A 19,236-nucleotide genomic window follows, 5' to 3' on the forward strand; every position below is an offset into this window, starting at 1 on the left:
GAGGCCCCATGCAGAAAGGAGACGCAACGGAGCAGGATGATCGGTGAGGAGTATTTCGACCTGCGTTCCCGTCTCGGCGCCGCCCTCTATTCGCTCAAGGCCCTCGTGCCTGAGCTCGGGGCGGGGCCGGAGGAGGCGGGCATTCTGGAGAACCTGGTCAACAGCCTCAAGGACCCCTTCGTCTTCGTGGTGGTGGGGGAGGTGAATGTGGGCAAGTCCACTTTCCTGAATGCGCTCTTCGGTACCGATCTCACGAAGACCGGCATCGTCCCCACCACGGACAAGATTTTCTTCTTCAAGCATGGCCCGCAGCTCCGCCATGTGCCGGTGAGCCGCACGCTGGAGGAGGTGTACGCTCCGGTGGAGTTCCTCAAGGACTTCCACATTGTGGACACGCCGGGGACGAACTCGATTGAAAACGAGCATCAGGAAATAACGGAGCGCTTTGTCCCTCTGGCGGACATGGTGATCTTCGTGTTCTCCGCGATGAACCCCTGGGGGGCCTCCACCTGGCAGTTCCTGGACAAGGTGCACCGCCAGTGGATGCGGCACGTCATCTTCGTGCTCCAGCAGGCGGATCTGCGCACTCCTGAGGAGATTGTCTCCATCCAGCAGTACATGCTGCAGCTTTGCCGTCAGCGTTTTGGGCGGGAGTTTCCCGTGTTTCCTGTCTCGGCCAAGCGCGCCTATCTGGCCCGCAGTTCCGGGCTGGACCGGGAGAAGCTCATGGAGGAGAGCGGCTATCCCCGCCTGGAGCAGCACATCTCTGACTGCATCGGCGGCAGTGGTCCGCGCCTGGGGAAGCTGGGCAATGCCCTCCGTATCGCCCAGACCATGGTGGGCAAGCTGGCCACCCAGTCCGCCACCCGCATCGCTGCACGTGAGCGTAAGCAGGCTGGCCTGGCCACGATCGAGACGGAGCTCGCCACGCGTCAGGACCGTACGCTCACGAAGCTCAGCGCCGCCGTGGACGCTACAGAGCACGACTTCACCTGGCTGGCGGAAGAGCTGTTGAGGCACCTCGAAGTCCTCTTCGACCAGAAGCTGGCGTTTAAGTGCACGTTCAAGGAGCGCCGCTCCGTCGTGGGCGTGGAAAAGGTCCTGCGTGACAAACTGGACGTTCCCTCCAGCCAGCGGTGGGAGCAGAGCGCTTCCATCCTGGAGGATGATCTGAATGAGGCTGCCGATCACCTCGCCCGTCACATGACGGAGGAGCTACGGGTGCAGCTCCATGAAGACCTGCGTCAGTCTCCCGCCTTCTGGAAAAAGTACAAATCCACTTTCGCCACCAACACCGGTGCTCTGGTAAACCGCGTCATCAAGGCGGTGGGTATTGAGGCGGAACTCGCCCCCGCCCTGGCGAACTCCCGCCAGATGATGATCTGGATGGTGCTCGTTGGTGTTGTTTCCGCGATCTCTGCCGGCATCTTCACCGGACTGGGCCACTGGGGCGTAGGCCTCGGGGCGCTCGGTGCCGGTTCGCTCATGGCCTGGCTTCTCTGGCTGGCCTGTGGGCGCGTCTTTGCCACCACGAGGAAGGCCGCAACTTTCAAACTCAACGCCGCCCGCCCCGAGCTGCGCCACCAGCTTCACCTGCACACGCAGGAGGAGGTGAGGGAGCTCTACGCCGGTCTCCATCGCATCCTCGCCCCCACCCGCGAAAAGCTGTCTGATCAGCAGAAGCGCCAGACCTTCCAACACGAGAACCTCGGCAAACTGGACGTTAATTTCAAAGAACTCGACGCCAAGATGGCAGGGTTGGTGGCCCGGGGTGTTTGAGAGCGGGGGAGCGGTCGGGGAGCTATGGGGGGCTTGGGAGTGATTCGCTTCGGATTCCAGTGCGTCAGTGGGCAGTGGTCAGTGCGTCAAGGCTTTGGATGCGCCATGATGGGAGGAGGTGCTTCGGGCCTGCGGTTGTCGGAAGTTGGGTCCTTTATTTTGATTCTGCCCCCATCCTGTTAATCTCTTCTAAATCTTGTTAATCCTGTCTCTCTGAGCGTCCATCTTCCCCTGATCCGCTCTCCAGTTCGTGGTAGATGCCCTCGGCATAGCGCAACATTGAGGTGGCGGCCTCAGATTCATCCTGCACGACGGCGGTGGCACCGCGATCCAGCAGGCGTCCGCGGTCGGAGGCAAAGCGACTGCGGGCAAGGATGGGCACCTCCGCGTTGAACTCCTTCACGAGTTGAATGGCCTCGAAGGCGATGCGCGCATCAGGGAAGGTGAAGGCGACCAGGCTCGCGTCATTGAGCCGTGCTAGCTCCCAGGTCTCGCGCTGAGCAGCATCGGCATAAAGCACAGAGATGCCCTGGCGCTTCAGCGTGCGCACGGTGTCCACATTCAGCTCGATCACCAGCACCTCGATGCCGTATTTCGACAGGGACCTGTGTAGGGCCGTGCCGACGTGACCGTACCCGCACAGCACCGCATGGCCGCGCAGGGATTTGATCTTCTGCTTGTAGTCCGCATCCGCCAAGGAGGACTTCTTTGCTTTCACGTAGCCCTTGCGCTCCAGCCAGTCGGCGATGTTTGGCACCGCTCGCATCAGGGTGGGCACCAGAGCCATGGAGATGGCGCCGGAGGTGTTGAAGACCTGCACAAAGACATCATCCCACGGCATCAGTGCCTTGGACCGAGTCACGAGAATGAGTGAGAACTCTCCCGCGGAAGCCAGTGCCGCGGTGGTCATCAGGCCCGCGCGCCAGGTCAGATGCAGCGCCCGGCACGCCAGAGCGACGATGGCTGCCTTCACCACGATGAGCGCAAGCGTGAATGCCACCACTGACGGCAAGTTCTGGGAGAGAATACTCACATCAATAGTCAGGCCGATGGAGACAAAGAAAAGGGTCAGGAACAGGTCCTTGAAGGGGAGGATGTCTGCCATGACGCGGTGGCTATAGATGGATCCACTGGCCACCAGACCTGCCACAAAGGCTCCCAAGGCCGGGCTCAACCCGAGTGCGGCAGCCAGACAGGTGACGCCTGCGCAAAGCGCCACCACCATGAGGGTAAAGAGCTCCCGGCTCCGGGTGTTGGACACCGCCAGCATCACCCGCGGCACTACGTAGCGGCCCAGCAGCCAAACCGCGACGGCGAAGATGGCGCCGTTTCCGACTGTGCCCGCCAGAGATCCCCATAGATGCGAGTCCTCCCCGCCCCCTGAGGCGGACTTGCTCAGTGCGGGCAGCAGCACCATGAAGAAGATCACCAGCAGATCCTGGAACAGGGCGATCCCCAGCGTCGCCCGACTCGCCGGACCCGCCGGGATGCCCAGACTCTGAAAGGTCTTCATACTCACCGCCGTGGAGCTCACGGCCACTGCCACGGCCGCCACCAGGGCTTGCACGACGCTGAAGTCGCACAGTTTGAACACCGCGAAGGCCAGCAGCATCGTCAAACCGCACTGAATGCCGCCGCCGACAAAGGAGGTGTGTCGCAGGTGCTTCAACTCCGCCAGGGAGAACTCAATGCCAATGGTGAACATCAGCAGCACCACTCCCACCTCGGCGAAGCCCGACATGCTGTGGTGGAACTCCGGTCCTGCCAATTCCAGCAAGCCTGAATTCGCCGCCGCGACCCCGCACAGGAAGTACCCGATGAGCAGCGACTGCTGAAATCTCACCAGCGCAAGCGACACCAACACCAGCGAGGTGAGGAGTAGCGCCAGGATGATCAGCATGGGGGACACCCCCTCCGCGATGGCCAGCAGGCCCCCGTTCATGAGTTGAGCAAGCGAATTGAGAAACTCCATGGTACGTCCCTGCACAAACAACGGAAAAGGGAGAGGCGCAAGCTGGAGGTTGAGACGCTGCGCTGGTTGAGACGCTGGCGCTGGTTGAGACGCTGCGCTGGTTGAGGCGCTGCGCTGGTTGAGACGCTGGCGCTGGTTGAGACGGCTGCGCTGGTTGAGACGGCTGCGCTGGTTGAGACGGCTGCGCTGGTTGAGACGGCTGCGCCTGGTTGAGATGGCTGCGCCTGGTTCATACGCCGACGCTTTCTTCCCTGACCTCCTCCCAATCCAGCGAAGCGCCTCAACAGGCCGCTTGCGGCCCCCTCAACCAGCGTAGCGTCTCAACCAGCGCAGCGTCTCAACTAAAAAAGGGTTGTTCGAGAGCCCTCTTTCAGCTTGGTTTAGGCTTCAATGCCCGCTTCTCCCTCTGCCTCCGATTCCGCCAGCCCAGCCCCCAGCAAAGCTCAGGTGTTTCGGGTCCGGCTCACCAGCACACTTATCCTGTGGGCGCTCATCAGCGTGGCCCTGTGGTTGCAGCTGGACTCCGTACTCGTAGGCATCGTGGGGCTGCTGGGAATTCTCGGCACTTGGGAGTACTTCAGGCTGCAGAATGCCGATGCCCAGTCCCGGGACTTCACCCGTCTGGCAGTCTCCGTTTCCTTTGTTTATTGGGTGGCTACCGGCCTGCTGACCGTGCCCGGGCACCGGGAGCCGCCGTGGTGGCTGGATGCTGCCATGCTGGTGGTCACTTTGCACGGTGCCTTTTACTTGAGCTTCCGCACAGCACTGGATGGGGCCAATACGCTCCGCCGCATTCAGAATCTCGTGTTTGGCATGGTGTACACCACTTTCCTGGCGGGGTTCATGACGCGGTTGCTCTTCTTTGAAGGGGCCGCGAGCGGTCGCCACCTGCTGCTGCTGTTCGTCATGACGACCAAGTTCGGCGATATGGGGGCGTACGCGATCGGCTCTTTGATCGGAAAGCACAAGATGATCCCTCACATCAGTCCGGCCAAGACCTGGCAAGGCTTTGGGGGAGCCATCGCTGGCAGTTACATCGCGATGGTGATCATGATGCTGATCGTGCCGGAAAAGCTGGCCCCGCTTACCTGGGGACACGCCCTCATCCTGGCTCCGCTCCTCAGCATCTCAGGCGTGGCAGGGGATCTTGCCGAGTCTGTGTTGAAGCGGTGTCATTCCATCAAAGACTCCGGGCACAAGCTTCCTGGGATCGGTGGGATTCTGGACCTCACGGACAGCCTCATCTTCACCGCCCCCGTGGCCTACTGCTACCTGAAGTCCATTTCCTGACGCGGACTTTCCATTTCGTCCCTCCCGGAATCAAGCACCCGTCTTCCGCTTCCAGTCTCCTGCATGACCGTTTCCAGCGCCTCCTTCTCCGCCTCCGCACCTGTTCCTGCCCGTCCTCGTCCTCATCGTCGGAAGGTGCTTGTGCTGGGCTCGACAGGTTCTATCGGACACAGTGCGTTGAAGGTCGCCCAAGACATTCCGGATCGCATGGAGATCGTGGGGCTTGCCGCCCAGCGCAGCGTGGAAGCCCTGGTCCGCCAGGTCGCAGAGACCGGTGTGAAGCAAGTGGCCGTGACCGACTCTCAGGCGGCTGAGCAAGCCCGCCAACTTCTGCCGGCAGATGTTCAGATTTTCAATGGCGCACGAGGACTCGTGGATCTGGTAAAGGCGACCGAGGCTGACCTCGTGCTGGTTGCTATCGTCGGCACCGCCGGGCTTGAGCCCGCGCTTGAAGCCATCAGCCTGGGCAAAGACCTTGCTGTCGCCAGCAAGGAAATCCTCGTCATGGCGGGTGAGGCCGTCATGGGGGCTGCCAAGGCCCAGGGCGTGTGGGTGCTGCCCGTGGACAGCGAGCACAACGCGATCTACCAGTGCCTGGAGGGACGCAATCCTGCCCACGTACGCCGGCTGCTCCTTACCGCCAGTGGCGGACCGTTCCGCAAAGCGGATGCCGCCGACCTTGAGCACGTGACGGTGGCTCAAGCCCTGAAGCACCCCACCTGGAACATGGGGCGCAAGATCACCATTGATTCCGCTACGCTCTTCAACAAGGGGCTGGAGATGATCGAGGCCCGCTGGCTCTTCGACGTGCCGATGGGGCGCGTGGACGTGGTGGTGCACCCCCAGAGCATCGTGCACAGCATGGTGGAGTTTGTGGATAGCTCCGTGCTGGCCCAGCTCAGCCACTCAGACATGTGCTTCCCCATTCAGTATGCGGTCACCTGGCCGGATCGCGTGCCCAACACGTTGCCACCGCTTGATTTTGCCCGTCTGGCGGCATTGCATTTTGAAGCTCCTCGCGTGGATGTGTTTCCCGCTCTCCGCCTCGCTCGTGAGGCTGGCGAAGCTGGCGGCACGCTGCCGGCGGTATTGAACGCAGCCAACGAGGTGGCGGTGGACGCCTTCCTCAACGAGCGACTCAAGTTCCCTGCCATCTGGGCCACGGTGGAGGAGGTGATGCTAAAGCACACCAATGTGGAACATCCGTCCTTGGAATCCATCATCGAAGCCGATGCCTGGGCGAGAAGAGAGGCGGAGGGGCTGGTGTAGGGCATCCTGCGTGGTTTCCTCGAACCGGCTGGCAAAGTCTTTCCTTGATTGCGCCTGCTTTAGCCAGGCGAAAGCGGCGTCGAGCCGCCAGCACTCCAAGACACTGTCGTGAGGTTGGGAGGGCCTTGCCCAATTTGTTCAATCAACTCTGCATGTCCGTCCGGTCAGCGTGTGTATGCTTCGCGAAGCGTCTTGGAGTACGGTGGCTTGACACCGTTTTCGCCTGCCGGTTTTGCGTGAGGAACTCCAAACCAGTCACCGGGCTGGCGTGGTGCAGATGAGGATGCGGGTGCACGATGTTCCCGCGGGCAGTGCCGTCAGGCTCTCTCCATGCCTGCCCGGGTTCAGTGGAGTTATTACCTTTAATCCTGTTTGTCTGTCTAGCTAGCTAGCTTCGCTCTGGTCCCCTCCACGTTCACATGCCGTACACTTCCCGATCATCATAGAAGACCTTCTTCTCGACCTTGGCTGGAACTGGGGCGGAACTGATCGTGCTGTTATCCGTCGCGCGGGAGCTGGGCGCGGCAGCTGAAATGGGGACGCTGGCGGTGGCGCGATCAGCTTCAGTTTTTTGCTGATCCGCAGAGGAAGCGTCCGCCTTTGCAAAGATTGGCTGCGCATTCATGGCGGCATCATACCGTTTTTCCTCATCGGAAGACAGGGTTAATCCACTGCAGTTGAAAGTTGCAGTGATGAAAATTATGGAAATGGCGGCGAGTTGGTCTTTTTGCTTCCCGCTGCTTGATGTTTTGAAGGTGTGAATCAGTTTATCAGTTCGCCGTGGTTGATGTCTTCCCGGTCTCTCTAGGCATGCTCTCTATCGTGAGATGGTAGCGCTGGTATCCATCCTGCCAACTTAGCGTATTGCCCTCCGCCTTGAGATCACGAGCCACGGGCGAGCCTTCTTGAAAGTCCCGTCTGGCTTTGTAAAGCGTGATGTCATTCAGTTGAATGATCGAGGTGTCCGTGTCGAGGAACCCGAGGCCGATGGTTTCCATCACTTGAAGACGCTTCAAGGTCCCCAACGTGGACTCCACACGCTCTTCCTTCAACACCTCCAGCTTGTAGCCGCTCTTCATGCTCTGGTAGCCTCGACCGCAGAAGAAGGTGATGAGGCTCAACAGGCAACTGGCGGAGAGCCAAATGAGGAATGATTTCATGCCGTGTGGATTTCCGAGGGCGGCGGGTTGTGACCGTGCAGACGATGGATAGCAAAGGTTTCTGAGAAGCCTCCGCACGATCTGCACGGTGTTTTCCTTGCGCTACCCGAGTTGACATCCGGAGGCTCAGCTTGCTTGCGGCTTTTTCTTGGGTGCAGGCTTCTTCGGTTCCATCCGCTCCGGGATCAGTGGGTAGGGGGAGGGCTCGATGGCCTTGCGGCCATTGACCTCGTCCATGCTCAGTGCCCGGCGCTCCAGCAGCCCGCCTCCGGCCTGCCAGATCTCATAGTGCAGCGTGGGTGGGGTCGCACTGGTGTCGAGATCCAGCACCGTCCAGAGCTTGCCGTCGTCCGCGCCCGTGAAGCGCTCCGGATTTTCCTGGAGGGTTCCATTCGTGCTGCCAAACGGTCCGCTGGTGAACTCCAGGAACCGGCCCTGTATCTGGTAACCTGCCGTGAAGTGTCGGTCGCCGGAGAGCAGTACCACGCCCTCGATCTTGTTGTTGATGATGTGGTCGAAAATCTCCTTCCGCTCACGGGCGAAGGAGGACCAGCAATCTGGCTGCGTCATCGTCTGCCACTCGCTGCCGCAGGCCACCACCTTGAATGTTGCCGTGGAGGCGGAGAGTTTGTCCTTTAACCACTGAAGCTGGCGGGCTCCCAGCATGGTCTTGGTGCCGTCCTCCGCGACCTTGTTGGGCGTGCGGTGGTAGCGGCTGTCCAGCATGATGAAATCCACCCCGCTGCGGGAGAAGCTGTGGTAGCAGCCGGGATTGCCTTCCTCGCCATAGCCTGGATTGGCCCACCATTCCTGAAACACGCGCAAGGAATCCTCCTTGCCCTTCGAGGTGCCGTCGGAATTGTTGGGGCCAAAGTCGTGGTCATCCCAGATGGCGTAGGTGGGTTTCTGTCGGATCACTTTCTCAAAGCCGTCCACGGTGCGGCTCATGTGGTAGAAGTCGCGAAGCAGCGCGGGATCGGTGGTGTCGCCATAGTGGTTGTCACCCAGCATGAGGAGCAGGTCGAAGTTGTCGCGCGCGGCCATCTCGCCAAAGGCAGCGGCCGAGACATAGCCGCGTCTCCCTACGCAGGAGCCAAAGGCAAAGCGGAGCCGCCCGTGATGTTCGGCTGCCGGGGCCGTGGTGAAGCTGGGGTAGGGGCGGGACAGGGCCGGGACACCATCCAGCAGAGGAGAGTAGAAGTAAGTGGACGCGGGCTCCAGCCCCGGCACTTCCGCCTGACCGGTGAAGGAGGACTGCTCCGAGAGAGCCGCCGCGGGCACGGTACGACCGTCGGTTAGATCAGGCGACTTGCCCACCTTGAAGGCGAGTTGACCTTGATTGGAACCCTTAGCCCAAAGCCGGGTGGTGGTGGGCGTCACGTGACCGATCATTGGGCCCGCGTGCAGAAATGCCGGGCCGGGCACAGGCGTGACGGTGGGTACCGGGCCGTGCTCCTCCTTGGATACGGTCGGCTTTGGTTTCGCCTTGGGCGCAGGCTCGAGTGGCTCCGCAGATGCTCCCAGTGCCACGGACGTGGAGGTTAGGGACGTGGCCAGCAGGAAGTCGCGGCGGGTCGTCTTGGTGGTGGTGATCGACGAGGGCAGGGGAGTGGGGCTGGACATGGAAGGTTGGCCTGAGGTGGCAGGAAGGGCTATTCAACGCTGATTGGGGACTGTTTTTCGCAGGGGAGTGGGAGAGACGTTAGGAGTTAAGAGTTAGGGGGCTAGGGGGGAGGACTTGGACTGCAGGGGAGTCGATGGGCGATGTTTCTCCTGCTGGCTATGTGATTGCATCGAACCGGTTGCTATGGGCAGGCGAAAGCGGCGTCGAGCCGCACGCACTCCAAGACGCTGCCGCGCGGTTGTGGCTGCCAGGTGCGAAGAACGCCAATCTTATTTGGTTGTCCGTCTTTCCAGCATTCGCAAATTTCGCGAAGCGTCTTGGAGTAGGGTGGCTTGACACCGTTTTCGCCAGCGGATTGAGTGAGCCTCTGACTGCTCTCGTCCAACGGGTTTGTTACAGCCAATCTCCCCCCCAACAAAACAGCGCGGCCGATCATTCCAGATCAACCGCGCTGCTGCTTCGAAATTCACCTCACTTGTTCTGGCAATTCACCATCCATTGCACCCCGAACTTGTCGGTCAGGCTACCGAAGTAGGCACCCCAGAACATGTCTTGAATCGGCATCTCGATCTTGCCACCCTCGCTCAGGGAGTTGAAGAGGCGGTCTGCGTCTTCGCGGGTGTCGGGTTCGAGGTTGATGTAGACGTTGTTGCCGGGGTTCACCTTGAACCCCATGGACTCGGGTGCGTCCGTGCCCATGAGCACGTGCTCACCCAGAGTGGGCAATTCCACGTGCATGATCAGATTCTGGTCTTCTTCCGGGAGCGGCGGTTGGCCGGGCTGCGGTGGCACGTCCTTGAACCGGGCGATGTGGCAGGAGTACTCCGTGCCGAACACGGTCTTGTAGAAGGCAAAGGCTTCCTCGGTGTTGCGCGGGAAGTTCAGGTAAGTGCTGACGCGGGCCATAAGATGGAAGGTTGGGTGGGTGGTTTGGGTTAGGACATCCGCCGGATGTGCAGGCCCCGGAGCTTGTAAGGCTATCGGTACGTCCCTGTGCTGCCAAGCCTCAATACGAAACCTTTTTGTGCGATCTCCATCTCACGCCTCGGTTCGGGACGGACGGAGGAGGCAGTAAAAGGAGCGAGAGACATTCCTGTCCTGGTTCGCCACAAGCGTCCCATGATGGTGCCTCTGCCATCCCAGTCGATCTGCCACGCAACTGGCGACTGTCAGCGTTCGGCATCGCTTGGGTTGCAAACCGCTGGATCGTTCAACGGCTCCGGGACTGGAAAGTCCCTGCCTCCTTATACTGACGGGGCGTGAGCTGGGGATGCGTGCCGATTGGCACGGTGTGAAGCCTTGTGACTCCCTAGCCGCCTGCGGTGATTTGAACCACTTCCAACGCATCGCCATCGTGCAGTGCGGTTTCTCCCAGCTCCCGCGGGAAGAGGGCGCGCTGATTCAGCTCCACCACCACCGGCTTGCCTTCAAACCCGAGCACGTCGAGCAGGGCCTGCACGGTGAGTGGCTCCACGTGTTCCTGCGCAATCCCGTTGATGGTGAGTGTCATGACGATGTCCGCTATTCCATTCTAGTTCGTGGGGAGTCCTTCTACCGGTCCTCTAGTTCTGAATCTTGGCTTTGGTCGCAAACTTTTCAAATCGCGACGCCAGCCGCTTGGGCACCACACACTGGACCACGGCCACATCTTCCTCGTACTCTTCGCTGAGCACCTTGCCTTCTTCGTGTGCCAGAGCCAGGAGGTCCAGGCGGTTCATCGGCAGACGCAGGGTGAGGCGCAGCACGCGGTCGAAGACCATTTCGTGCAGCTTGTGCAGCAGTTCGTCGAAGCCCTGGCCCGTCTGCAGGGACATCTGGACGGCATCCGGGAACTGGTTCTTCAGTTCATGCAGGCGGGACTCCTCGGTGACAAGATCCATCTTGTTCAGCACCAGAATGACGCGTTTGTCGCCAGCACCGATCTCCTTGAGCACCTCCGTGGTCGTTTCATAAAAGGTGTGAGCGCTCGGGTGGCTGGCATCCACCACGTGGATCAGGAAGTCAGCCAGCGTCGTTTCCTCCAGCGTGGCGCGGAAGCTCTGCACCAGATCGTGCGGCAGGCGGCGCACAAAGCCCACCGTGTCCGTCAGCAGGAGTTGCTGACCGTCGGGCAGTTCCATGCGGCGGGTGCTGGTGTCCAGCGTGGCAAAGAGTTTGTTCTCGGCCAGAACATCGCTTGCTGTGAGCTTGTTCAGCAGAGAAGACTTGCCTGCGTTCGTGTAGCCCACGATCGCGCCGTGTGGCACGGGCACGCGGCTGCGCTCCTTGCGCTGGGTGTCGCGTTGCTTCCGCACCTCGATCAGGTCTGCCTTCAGCTTGTCGATCCGTTTGTTCGCGAGCCGGCGGTCAATTTCGAGCTGTAGCTCACCTTCACCACGGGCTGAGCCGCCTGCACCGCCGCCACCAGCTCCGCGCTGACGGTCAAGGTGGGCCCACATGCGGGTCAGCCGGGGCATTGAGTACTCCATACGCGCCAGAGCCACCTGGAGGCGGGCCTCCCGGGTGCGGGCGCGGAGGTTGAAGATGTCCAAAATGACTTCCTGGCGGTCGATCACACACAGCCCGGACTCCTCTTCCCAAGCCCGTTGCTGGGCAGGGGAGATCTCGTTGTCGAAGATGATGCTGTCACAGCCCAACTCCTTGGCCCGGGCCATGAGTTCAGCGGCCTTGCCGCTGCCGGTCAGGTATCGCGGAGTGATTTCCCGCACATGCACGCAGAGTGCCTCACCAATACCGATGCCCAGGGTGCTCACCAACTCCTTGAGTTCGTCGAGCAGGTCCTTGGATTCCGCCGCTTCTTCCTTGCGGAAATAGACACTGATCAGCAACGCGCTCTCGACCAGATTGGGTTTTTCACGAATATCGAACATGGAACTAGACGGAGGAGCAGGGGCCGATGGCTCTGCAAGGGGGACGAAGACTGAGGGGTGGGCAACTTGCCACAGATAAGGCGGGAAGCAAGCTGGGCGGAAATCCGCAGGCTCACTCAGGAGGTCTATACGCCTGAAAACGACACTCAGGCTGGCGGACTGAAATCTCCTGAGCGGTTGACATGGCCCGGCTTTGCCGGGATGAACGCCCTGCCGCAACCCATTCCCCGCCACTCATTTCGCCCTCCCCCCGAATGAACATCCTCGCCGTCACCGTGCAGCTTCCAGATCTTCTGGCCACGACGGTCGCAGGAGCGGCCGGGGCGGTGGCTCCTGCGGCGTTCAGGGTGACGGCCGTTTCAGTGCTTAACTTTCTCACCCAGACCGTCCTGGTGGTCGCAGCCGGGGTTGCCGTCTATCGCTGGCGGTGGTCGGCTTTGGGACTGGTGTTGTTTCTCTTCAAACCGTATCTGCCCATCGTGCTGGACTATTGGGTGGACGCCTTTTTCCCCATCCAGGGAAATGCCGCCCTGGAGAGATGGCACCTGTTCATCCAGATCTCCAACCTCATCACCGCCATCGCCCTGCTCATCAGCCTGCGTCTCATCATCCGGCGGGAAATGTTAGGTGGATTCCTTGAACCCAAGGGGCGGACGAAGGCAGTGAAAAAGCGGACGGGGCTCAGGAGACGGCGGGTGCCCACGAGACAGGATTAACAAGATTTGGGGGAAGATTTACAAGATGGGATCTTGAACTCGGTGGCTGGTCGATTCGGGGCTCGCTTTTCTACCGCGCGGCCCCTTCACTCTGCGGCTTTTCCGCATTTGCGTGAGCATTCGTGTTCACAGTCGGAGGACTCGCCGCATGGACAGGTGCCTGTCTTTTCGGATGGAGGCGCACTTCGGTCACCCCTGCATGCATGATGTGACCCAGGTAGAAGGCGTCGCCCAGTGGCACGGCCACGCTCGGCGCATGAGTGTCGCCATCGAGGTCCTTCACCCACTCGGCATCGTGCCGGAGCTTGAAATGCCCGGCGTCCCAGTGAAGCCGCGCTACTCCGCCGCGTGAGGGCAGGCGCGCTCCGCTGAGCAGGTGCAGAAAGGTAGGGACGGGCGAACGCTGACCGGTGCACCAGAGATCCCCGTTGGGTGGGCACTTCAAGTTGTCCGGCCGGAAAGGAAGGCCGCGATAGACAACACCGTGACATTTCTTGAGTTCACCACCCGGTTGCTCATAGCGTTCGAAGGCCAGGATCTGCCGGCCGTGGTAGGCGTTGCAGTAGAGCAGCGTTTCGCCCGGGCTCAGCGCCAGGCCGTTGGCTCCGTTGATCCCTGACGCGACCACGCCCCAAGTTCCCTTGGTCGCATCGGCCTTGTCAGGGGTGAAGCAAACGACCGAGTTGATGGTTCGCGTCTGGCCAGCGGGGGAGTTGGGTTCGAGGAGCTCTGCTTCCCCGGTTTTGGCCGGGAACGTGCCAAACGTGGTGGCGTACACCGTGCCGTCCCGGCTGGCGGTGATGCCATTGATCTTGTGGAGCAGCTTGCTGCGTCCACCACCCAGGGTGCCCAGATGCTTCACCTGCCCAGCGTCATCATCCACCTCGAACACCTCTACTGCTCCACCCCGTGCCAGCAGTCCCTTGCCAGGGTAGGCGTTCGTGACATAAGCCAGTTGCTTGCCTTCCAGGCCGGGTGCCAGAGAGTTTCTCACCACGCTGAGACCCACGGGGGCGAAGTGTTCCGGCGGTGTTGAGGCCATGGGGGCAGGTTGGAACCGATCCTCACCCGGGAGATAAATCTCCAGTGCACCAACGCGCGGTTTTGGGTGCGGCTCCCTCGGAAACCGGGCTCGTGAGTAGGTGGCGGTGAGCAGGGCGGTGCGCCCCTTCCATTCGATGAGGTCCAGATCCTCCGGGCCGGGACCTGAAGCCAGCGTGCGCAAGGTGGGAGTCGTCATGAGTGGGAAGGAGGGTGCAGGGTCGGCGGCATCAAGCATCACTTGCCCCATCCCCGCAAAGAGACACGCCATGCCAGAGATCATGCCGGGCCACCAGCCGGGTTGGTGCATGGGGTAAGGGAACGATATGCCGTGCCGACTGGCAAGGATTTTGAGGCATGGATCGGATGATTGCCGGGTCAGGGTAGCAGTCCTGGACCTATTTTGGGTTGGACGTTTGTGCCGATGCTGACACATGCGGCCGTCAAGCCATTCAGTTGCGCTAATGGATGCTCCTAAACCCGACTCCCTTTTCTCCTGGGAAGCCTTTTGGCAGCAGGGGGCAGGAAATTTTTCCCGTGATGACGCGCGCCAGAAACTGCATGGCACTCATCTCAAACACATGGTGTTCGCCTTGGGCGGCTCTCAGAACGACAACGTGCCAGTTGTCCACCAGTTCTCCCCGTACCTGCCAACAGAGGTCGATCTGGTTGCCCGCCGTCGCCCAGGGCAACAATCCTCCGGGTTCCCAGTAGAGGGGCAGAGGAACGGATTTCGGGCGTTTTTCCTTCTGCACCCGCAGGTCCGAGAGCCGCCTTGGCACAAAGTTGAGATACTGCATGCTCATCGTCCCGGCGCACAAGGAGAGGTACGCTGATGTCTTGTGGCTGTGGGAGAAGAAGTGCCCCTCTCCGTAGCGCTCGTATGCTGCCGCAAAGTCACCCGGCAACCGGGTGCCCATATGAGTGAAGATCTGCATCCAGTCCGCTTGCGTCATTCTGACGTTTGGCGTGGACGGAGGCGGAACGACGGCGACCAGTTCATCAATTCCAAACATGGCGGAGCAGGAGGGCTGATTGATCTTCGCTGCACTGCCTCACAACGGAGTGACCAGGCTCTCCCATGCGATAAGTTGGTGCATGAGGTGAGGGAACGACATGCCGCGTCGACTGGCAAGAATTTTGAGGCAGGGATCGGATGATTGCTGGGTCTGGGGGCTACTCCAACTCTGCCTCCCAATCCCTCCAACCAAGTCGCACGGCTGAACTCTCAACGTTCCGGTCGTAGGGGCGTCCCATGGGGATGCCGGCGTACACGACAGACAGCGTCACCTCCAGATTTTCAAGAGCACGCTGTAGATCCACCTCCATCTTCATGACATCGATCTCCCCTGCCACTTGGATGCCGTAGTGCTTGATGCGCTCTTCCAGGTTGGCTACGGCGTCCAACACCAAAGCTCCCAATGGGTCTGCGGTGCATGCTGCGGCCTCCGCCACCAACCGGATGACACCATTTAGAACGCAGTGCCAGAGGCCGTGTTGCATGACCGTCTCCATTTTCCAGCCGTGGGTCTCCATGATGCCAAAGAGCCGCCAGTAGTAGCAGTGGAGCATGTCCGCCTGCCAGGCGACCCGGGAGCGGGCCGATGTCAGGCCATAGTCACGGAGGATCTGTTGAATTTCTTCATGCTCGTTGTCCCATCGGCGTGGACCTGGATGATGCGTGTCTGAATTCATGCGACCTCGGGCACCCGGTGAGAAGGAGGCTCACCATCTCCGGTGTCGTCGTCCAGGCAAGTCAAAGCTGGAGTCAGCGTAATATCGTCACGCAGCCCTTGCCAAGGTAGAAGAACCGTCCCGGTTCTTGTTCAGGTCCGCATGGCCTGAAGGTATTTCTGACCAGCGATAAAAACGCCGGGCTTCAGGCGATGCCGCGCAAGGCTGGGGCAGGGGTGGTCACCAGTTGCCATCCTCTGAGTTTGTTCATGGGGAAGCGCACTTGTTCCCCGTTGTCCTGGATAAGAACAAACGCCTCCCGGCCTGTAACATGGCCATGCGCCTGATAGTGCTTCCGTTCTCCGTTGATGAAGATAATGGTGTAGTTCCGCATGCCTGGAAAATAAGCTCTCCAACACGGCGTACAACGGGTTAGTGGCCCGGCACCCAATTGCGGGGGCTGGGCTGAGCAGGGGAAAATGAGAAGGGTTTGAACTAGGATGTATGAAATAACTGTGTGTCGCAGGCGTCCAGTATTTTGGTGGACCTCGCCCACCCTCGCTGGTGCGAACTGGTGGAAGTCCGGGTCTCAAGAACCCTCGTGATTGTTCAAGTGCTTTCGGGAAGACTTGGTGTCGCGGTGTCGCAAACTCGTGGCGATCACGGGCACAAAAAAAGGAGCCCTTTCGGGCTCCTGGCTTTCCGGTTTCACTTACCTGAATCTGGTCGGGCTGGCGAGATTCGAACTCACGACCTCTTGCACCCCATGCAAGCGTTCTACCAGGCTGAACTACAGCCCGCGAGCAGATTCGGTTTGTTTGGCGGGACGGCAGTGTGGCGCGTTGTGAAAAGATTTCAAGTGCCAGATGCAATTTTTCCAAAACATTCTGCCGGAACCTCTTGGAACCGGGTGGGGGAGGGCATCGTCCCTGCTCTCCGATGGGTGCGGCTGGCCTGGCCACAGGCAGTTCTCAGTCTTTCTCAAACACCCCTCCGATCCGCCTCCACCGTATCCCATATCGCGCGTCTGCTTTTTGCCCCGCAATTGCGAGCCAAAAAGCATCCTTCACCCCAGAACCAAGCGCGAAGCACCAAGCACTTGTTAACTACCTTCCCATAATCTCACGAAAAGCATCTTGCACCCCGGACGATGCGAACCATCTTCCGCCCTTCCCCTCATGCCTCATGTCTCAGAAAGTTAAAGTCGCAGTCGTTGGCGCCAGTGGTTATTCCGGCAGGGAGCTGTTGCGCCTTCTCCTCCTGCACCCGCACGCCGAGCTCACTGCGGTGACCTCCCGCGCGCTGGCTGGTAAGCCCCTGACTTCTGAGTTCCCGCGATTCCGAGGGATCGCCCAGGCGGATGCCATTTCATTTATGGCTCCGGATATAGCCGCCATCGCCGCCACTGGGGCGGAGGTGGCATTTCTTGCCCTCCCGCATGGGGTGGCGCATGAGTTTGCCGTCGGCCTGCTTGCCGCTGGCCTGCGCGTCATTGACTTGAGCGCGGACTTCCGGCTGCGCAGTGCCGAGGTGTACGCGGAGCACTATGGCCACGCCCACCCATCGCCCGAGTTGCTGGCGGAGGCCGTGTATGCCCTCCCAGAGCTGCGCGCCGCGGAGATCCGGGATGCCAGGCTCATTGCCTGCCCGGGCTGCTACCCCACCAGCGTGCTGGTTCCGCTGCTGCCCTTGCTGAAAGCGGGCTTGCTCGACGAGTCACCGATCGCCGTCTCCAGCATGAGCGGCGTGAGCGGTGCCGGACGTGAGGCCAAGACCGCCTTCCTCTTCTGTGAGTGCAACGAGAGCGTGCGCAGCTACGGCATCCCGCGCCACCGGCACGTCAGTGAGATCGGCCAGGAGCTGGATCTCGCTGCTAGCCGTGCGGTCAAGTTCACTTTCGTGCCCCACCTCATTCCGGTGAATCAGGGCATCTGCACCACCATCTTCGCCGGATTGCGCGAAGGCGTCACCCTGGAGGAAGTGGAGGCCGCCTACGCCGCCGCTTACTCTGGGCGTCCCTTCGTGCGGCTGCTCGGTCGCAACCAGAGCCCGGACACGAAGAACGTCACCGGTACGAATTTCATCGACGTGGGCTGGGCCTACGACGCTGGCGCGGGGCGTCTCCTGCTCCTGAGCGCGGAGGACAATCTCGTCAAGGGTGCCTCTGGCCAGGCGGTGCAGAATTTCAACCTCGCCTTTGGCTTCGCGGAAAACGCGGGCCTTCAGGTGGTGTGATTTCTGCGCCCGCGCCCGGGAAAGTTTTTCTTCTCTAGTGAAAAAATCAGTTCCATTCTTCGGTTTTCCCTCCTGACCCGTTCCACCATGAATCAGATGCTCCCAGGCAGCCGACTCCCACGACGACAGGGCCATGCCCTGCCCGATGGCTGCCCTGATTCCTCCGCCGTCGGCACCAGCGTTCGTTTCCGCTCTGCGGTGACGCCTCCCGCCCCGGCTTTCGCATCCGCATCGACCCCTTTCACAAATCCCCGCTACTCTCATGACCTCGCCTGACACCGCCAACGACTTCGTCTTCAAGGAAATCCCTGGAGGCGTCACTGCTCCCAAGGGATTCCGTGCCGGGGCCATTTCCTGCGGAATTAAGAATCCGACGGCCACCCGTCTGGATCTGGCGTTGATCGCTTCCGACCTGCCCACGGCCACGGAGGCCTGCTTCACCACGAGCCGGGTGAAGGCCGGTTGCGTGCGTGTGTCCCAGCAGCATGTGAAGGTGGGGGATGTGCGCGCCATCATTGCGAACAGCGGCAATGCCAACGCCTGCACCGGTCCGCAGGGCATCCGCGATGCCAAGGCGATGACCAAGGCCACGGCGGAAAAGCTGGGGGTGAAAATGCGTCAGGTGCTGGTGTGCTCCACCGGCATCATCGGCATGCCCATGCCCATTGAGCGGATCGTGCCCCGGGTGGGGGATCTTGTTGCATCCTTGAACCTTGAAGGTTCTGAGCAGGCCGAACAGGCCATCATGACCAGCGACACCAAGCCCAAGACCGTCGCCATCGAGGTCGAGTGCGAGGGCCAGACCTTCCGCGTGGGCGGCATCGCCAAGGGGGCCGGCATGATCTGCCCGAACATGGCCACCATGCTCGCCTTTATCACTACTGATGCCAAGGTGGAACAGTCCGAGCTCAAGCGCGCCACCCAGGCCGCTGTGGAGCAGACGTTCAACCGTATCACCATCGACGGTGACACCAGCACGAATGACACCGTCATCGTCATGAGCAACGGTGCCAGCGACGTGCCGCTCATCAAGAGCAAGTCCCCGTGCACGGAGATCTTTCGCGCTGCGCTGCGTCACGTGATGATGCAGCTGGCCAAGATGATCGTCAGCGATGGCGAGCGCGTCACGAAGTTCGTGGAAATTCGCGTGCAGGGTGCCCGCACCTATCAGGACGCCAAGGCTGTGGCCGAGACGGTGGCCAAGTCCATGCTGGTGAAATGCTCCTGGCACGGTGGCGACCCCAACTGGGGCCGCGTCATGCATGCCGTGGGTTACGCCAAGGCCCGTATTCGTGAAGAGCTGGTGGACATCTACTTCGGCGGCCTCTGTGCCACCAAGGGCGGTCTGGCCACGAACACCCCGGTCAAGGAACTGGAGAAGGTCACCGCCAAGCCCAAGTTCACGGTCACCATCGACCTGAACCTCGGCGACGCGTCGTACAACGTCTTCACCACCGACCTGAGCGAGGAGTACGTGGACTTCAACTCCAGCGAGTACTCTGCGACCATCCACGCCAAGCGACAGACCGGCCTCGCCTGATCCCTCCTTTTTTAGAGGAGCTCTCAGGACCCGCCAGCCTCTTTGGGTTTCTCCACTGGCTGGCAT

General features: G+C 60.8%; 18 protein-coding genes and 1 tRNA gene. 7 read left to right on the forward strand and 12 right to left on the reverse strand.

Annotated features, from left to right (window positions below):
• The first annotated feature begins 36 nt into the window (after window positions 1–36).
• A complete protein-coding gene (locus BV106_RS35735; protein ID WP_051945958.1) occupies window positions 37–1,779 on the forward strand; it encodes a dynamin family protein in 1,743 nt (580 codons plus the stop codon).
• A gap of 199 nt (window positions 1,780–1,978) precedes the next feature.
• Here the strand turns inward: BV106_RS35735 and BV106_RS16540 are convergent, their stop codons facing one another.
• Complete coding sequence (locus tag BV106_RS16540) at window positions 1,979–3,751, reverse strand: cation:proton antiporter (protein WP_038166507.1); 1,773 nt, start codon at window positions 3,749–3,751, stop codon at window positions 1,979–1,981.
• Between the two features lie 390 nt (window positions 3,752–4,141).
• Between BV106_RS16540 and BV106_RS35740 the strand changes: the two genes are divergently transcribed.
• Window positions 4,142–5,041, forward strand: coding sequence for a phosphatidate cytidylyltransferase (locus BV106_RS35740; protein ID WP_051945959.1), 900 nt, complete (start codon window positions 4,142–4,144; stop codon window positions 5,039–5,041).
• 63 nt (window positions 5,042–5,104) lie between these two features.
• Window positions 5,105–6,310 (forward strand): 1-deoxy-D-xylulose-5-phosphate reductoisomerase, encoded by a 1,206-nt coding sequence (locus BV106_RS16550; protein WP_081891820.1) that lies wholly within the window; start codon window positions 5,105–5,107, stop codon window positions 6,308–6,310.
• A 415-nt stretch (window positions 6,311–6,725) separates the two neighbouring features.
• Here BV106_RS16550 and BV106_RS16555 read toward each other — a convergent pair whose 3' ends face one another.
• The 6 genes from BV106_RS16555 to hflX all read right to left on the reverse strand — a co-directional run bounded on the left by BV106_RS16555 (window position 6,726) and on the right by hflX (window position 11,964).
• Complete coding sequence (locus tag BV106_RS16555; protein ID WP_038166509.1) at window positions 6,726–6,935, reverse strand: hypothetical protein; 210 nt, start codon at window positions 6,933–6,935, stop codon at window positions 6,726–6,728.
• Window positions 6,936–7,080: 145 nt separating this feature from the next.
• Window positions 7,081–7,470, reverse strand: a complete 390-nt coding sequence (locus BV106_RS16560) for a hypothetical protein (RefSeq protein ID WP_038166510.1) — start codon at window positions 7,468–7,470, stop codon at window positions 7,081–7,083.
• A gap of 126 nt (window positions 7,471–7,596) precedes the next feature.
• Window positions 7,597–9,093, reverse strand: a complete 1,497-nt coding sequence (locus BV106_RS16565) for an alkaline phosphatase D family protein (protein WP_051945960.1) — start codon at window positions 9,091–9,093, stop codon at window positions 7,597–7,599.
• 472 nt (window positions 9,094–9,565) lie between these two features.
• Window positions 9,566–10,000: a VOC family protein gene (locus BV106_RS16570; protein WP_038166511.1), complete on the reverse strand. Its 435-nt coding sequence runs from the start codon at window positions 9,998–10,000 to the stop codon at window positions 9,566–9,568.
• 403 nt (window positions 10,001–10,403) lie between these two features.
• A complete protein-coding gene (thiS, locus tag BV106_RS16575; protein WP_038166512.1) occupies window positions 10,404–10,604 on the reverse strand; it encodes a sulfur carrier protein ThiS in 201 nt (66 codons plus the stop codon).
• A gap of 52 nt (window positions 10,605–10,656) precedes the next feature.
• The gene (gene hflX / locus BV106_RS16580; protein WP_038166514.1) at window positions 10,657–11,964 is read right to left on the reverse strand and encodes a GTPase HflX; all 1,308 of its coding nucleotides are present in this window, start codon (window positions 11,962–11,964) and stop codon (window positions 10,657–10,659) included.
• Window positions 11,965–12,218: 254 nt separating this feature from the next.
• Between hflX and BV106_RS16585 the strand changes: the two genes are divergently transcribed.
• Window positions 12,219–12,680 (forward strand): hypothetical protein, encoded by a 462-nt coding sequence (locus BV106_RS16585; RefSeq protein ID WP_038166515.1) that lies wholly within the window; start codon window positions 12,219–12,221, stop codon window positions 12,678–12,680.
• A 70-nt stretch (window positions 12,681–12,750) separates the two neighbouring features.
• Here the strand turns inward: BV106_RS16585 and BV106_RS16590 are convergent, their stop codons facing one another.
• The 5 genes from BV106_RS16590 to BV106_RS16610 form a co-directional block, all read right to left on the reverse strand.
• Window positions 12,751–14,031: an SMP-30/gluconolactonase/LRE family protein gene (locus tag BV106_RS16590; RefSeq protein ID WP_038166517.1), complete on the reverse strand. Its 1,281-nt coding sequence runs from the start codon at window positions 14,029–14,031 to the stop codon at window positions 12,751–12,753.
• 151 nt (window positions 14,032–14,182) lie between these two features.
• Window positions 14,183–14,737, reverse strand: a complete 555-nt coding sequence (locus tag BV106_RS16595) for a hypothetical protein (protein WP_265595765.1) — start codon at window positions 14,735–14,737, stop codon at window positions 14,183–14,185.
• Between the two features lie 160 nt (window positions 14,738–14,897).
• Window positions 14,898–15,416: a hypothetical protein gene (locus BV106_RS16600; RefSeq protein WP_038166522.1), complete on the reverse strand. Its 519-nt coding sequence runs from the start codon at window positions 15,414–15,416 to the stop codon at window positions 14,898–14,900.
• A 184-nt stretch (window positions 15,417–15,600) separates the two neighbouring features.
• Window positions 15,601–15,789 (reverse strand): hypothetical protein, encoded by a 189-nt coding sequence (locus BV106_RS16605; RefSeq protein ID WP_038166524.1) that lies wholly within the window; start codon window positions 15,787–15,789, stop codon window positions 15,601–15,603.
• Between the two features lie 329 nt (window positions 15,790–16,118).
• A tRNA-Pro gene (locus tag BV106_RS16610) sits at window positions 16,119–16,195 on the reverse strand.
• A 385-nt stretch (window positions 16,196–16,580) separates the two neighbouring features.
• On the opposite strand from BV106_RS16610, the gene argC reads away from it, so the two are divergent.
• The 3 genes from argC to argJ all read left to right on the forward strand — a co-directional run bounded on the left by argC (window position 16,581) and on the right by argJ (window position 19,170).
• Window positions 16,581–17,630, forward strand: coding sequence for an N-acetyl-gamma-glutamyl-phosphate reductase (gene argC / locus BV106_RS16615; protein ID WP_038166525.1), 1,050 nt, complete (start codon window positions 16,581–16,583; stop codon window positions 17,628–17,630).
• Between the two features lie 87 nt (window positions 17,631–17,717).
• On the forward strand, window positions 17,718–17,906 hold the full coding sequence (locus tag BV106_RS38595; RefSeq protein ID WP_265595766.1) for a hypothetical protein: 189 nt from the start codon (window positions 17,718–17,720) through the stop codon (window positions 17,904–17,906).
• Window positions 17,893–19,170 (forward strand): bifunctional glutamate N-acetyltransferase/amino-acid acetyltransferase ArgJ, encoded by a 1,278-nt coding sequence (gene argJ / locus BV106_RS16620; RefSeq protein ID WP_038166527.1) that lies wholly within the window; start codon window positions 17,893–17,895, stop codon window positions 19,168–19,170. Before BV106_RS38595 ends, argJ begins: the two co-directional genes overlap by 14 nt.
• Window positions 19,171–19,236: the final 66 nt, after the last annotated feature.

It is taken from the genome of Verrucomicrobium sp. BvORR106 (assembly GCF_000739655.1).
GTDB lineage: Bacteria > Verrucomicrobiota > Verrucomicrobiia > Verrucomicrobiales > Verrucomicrobiaceae > Verrucomicrobium.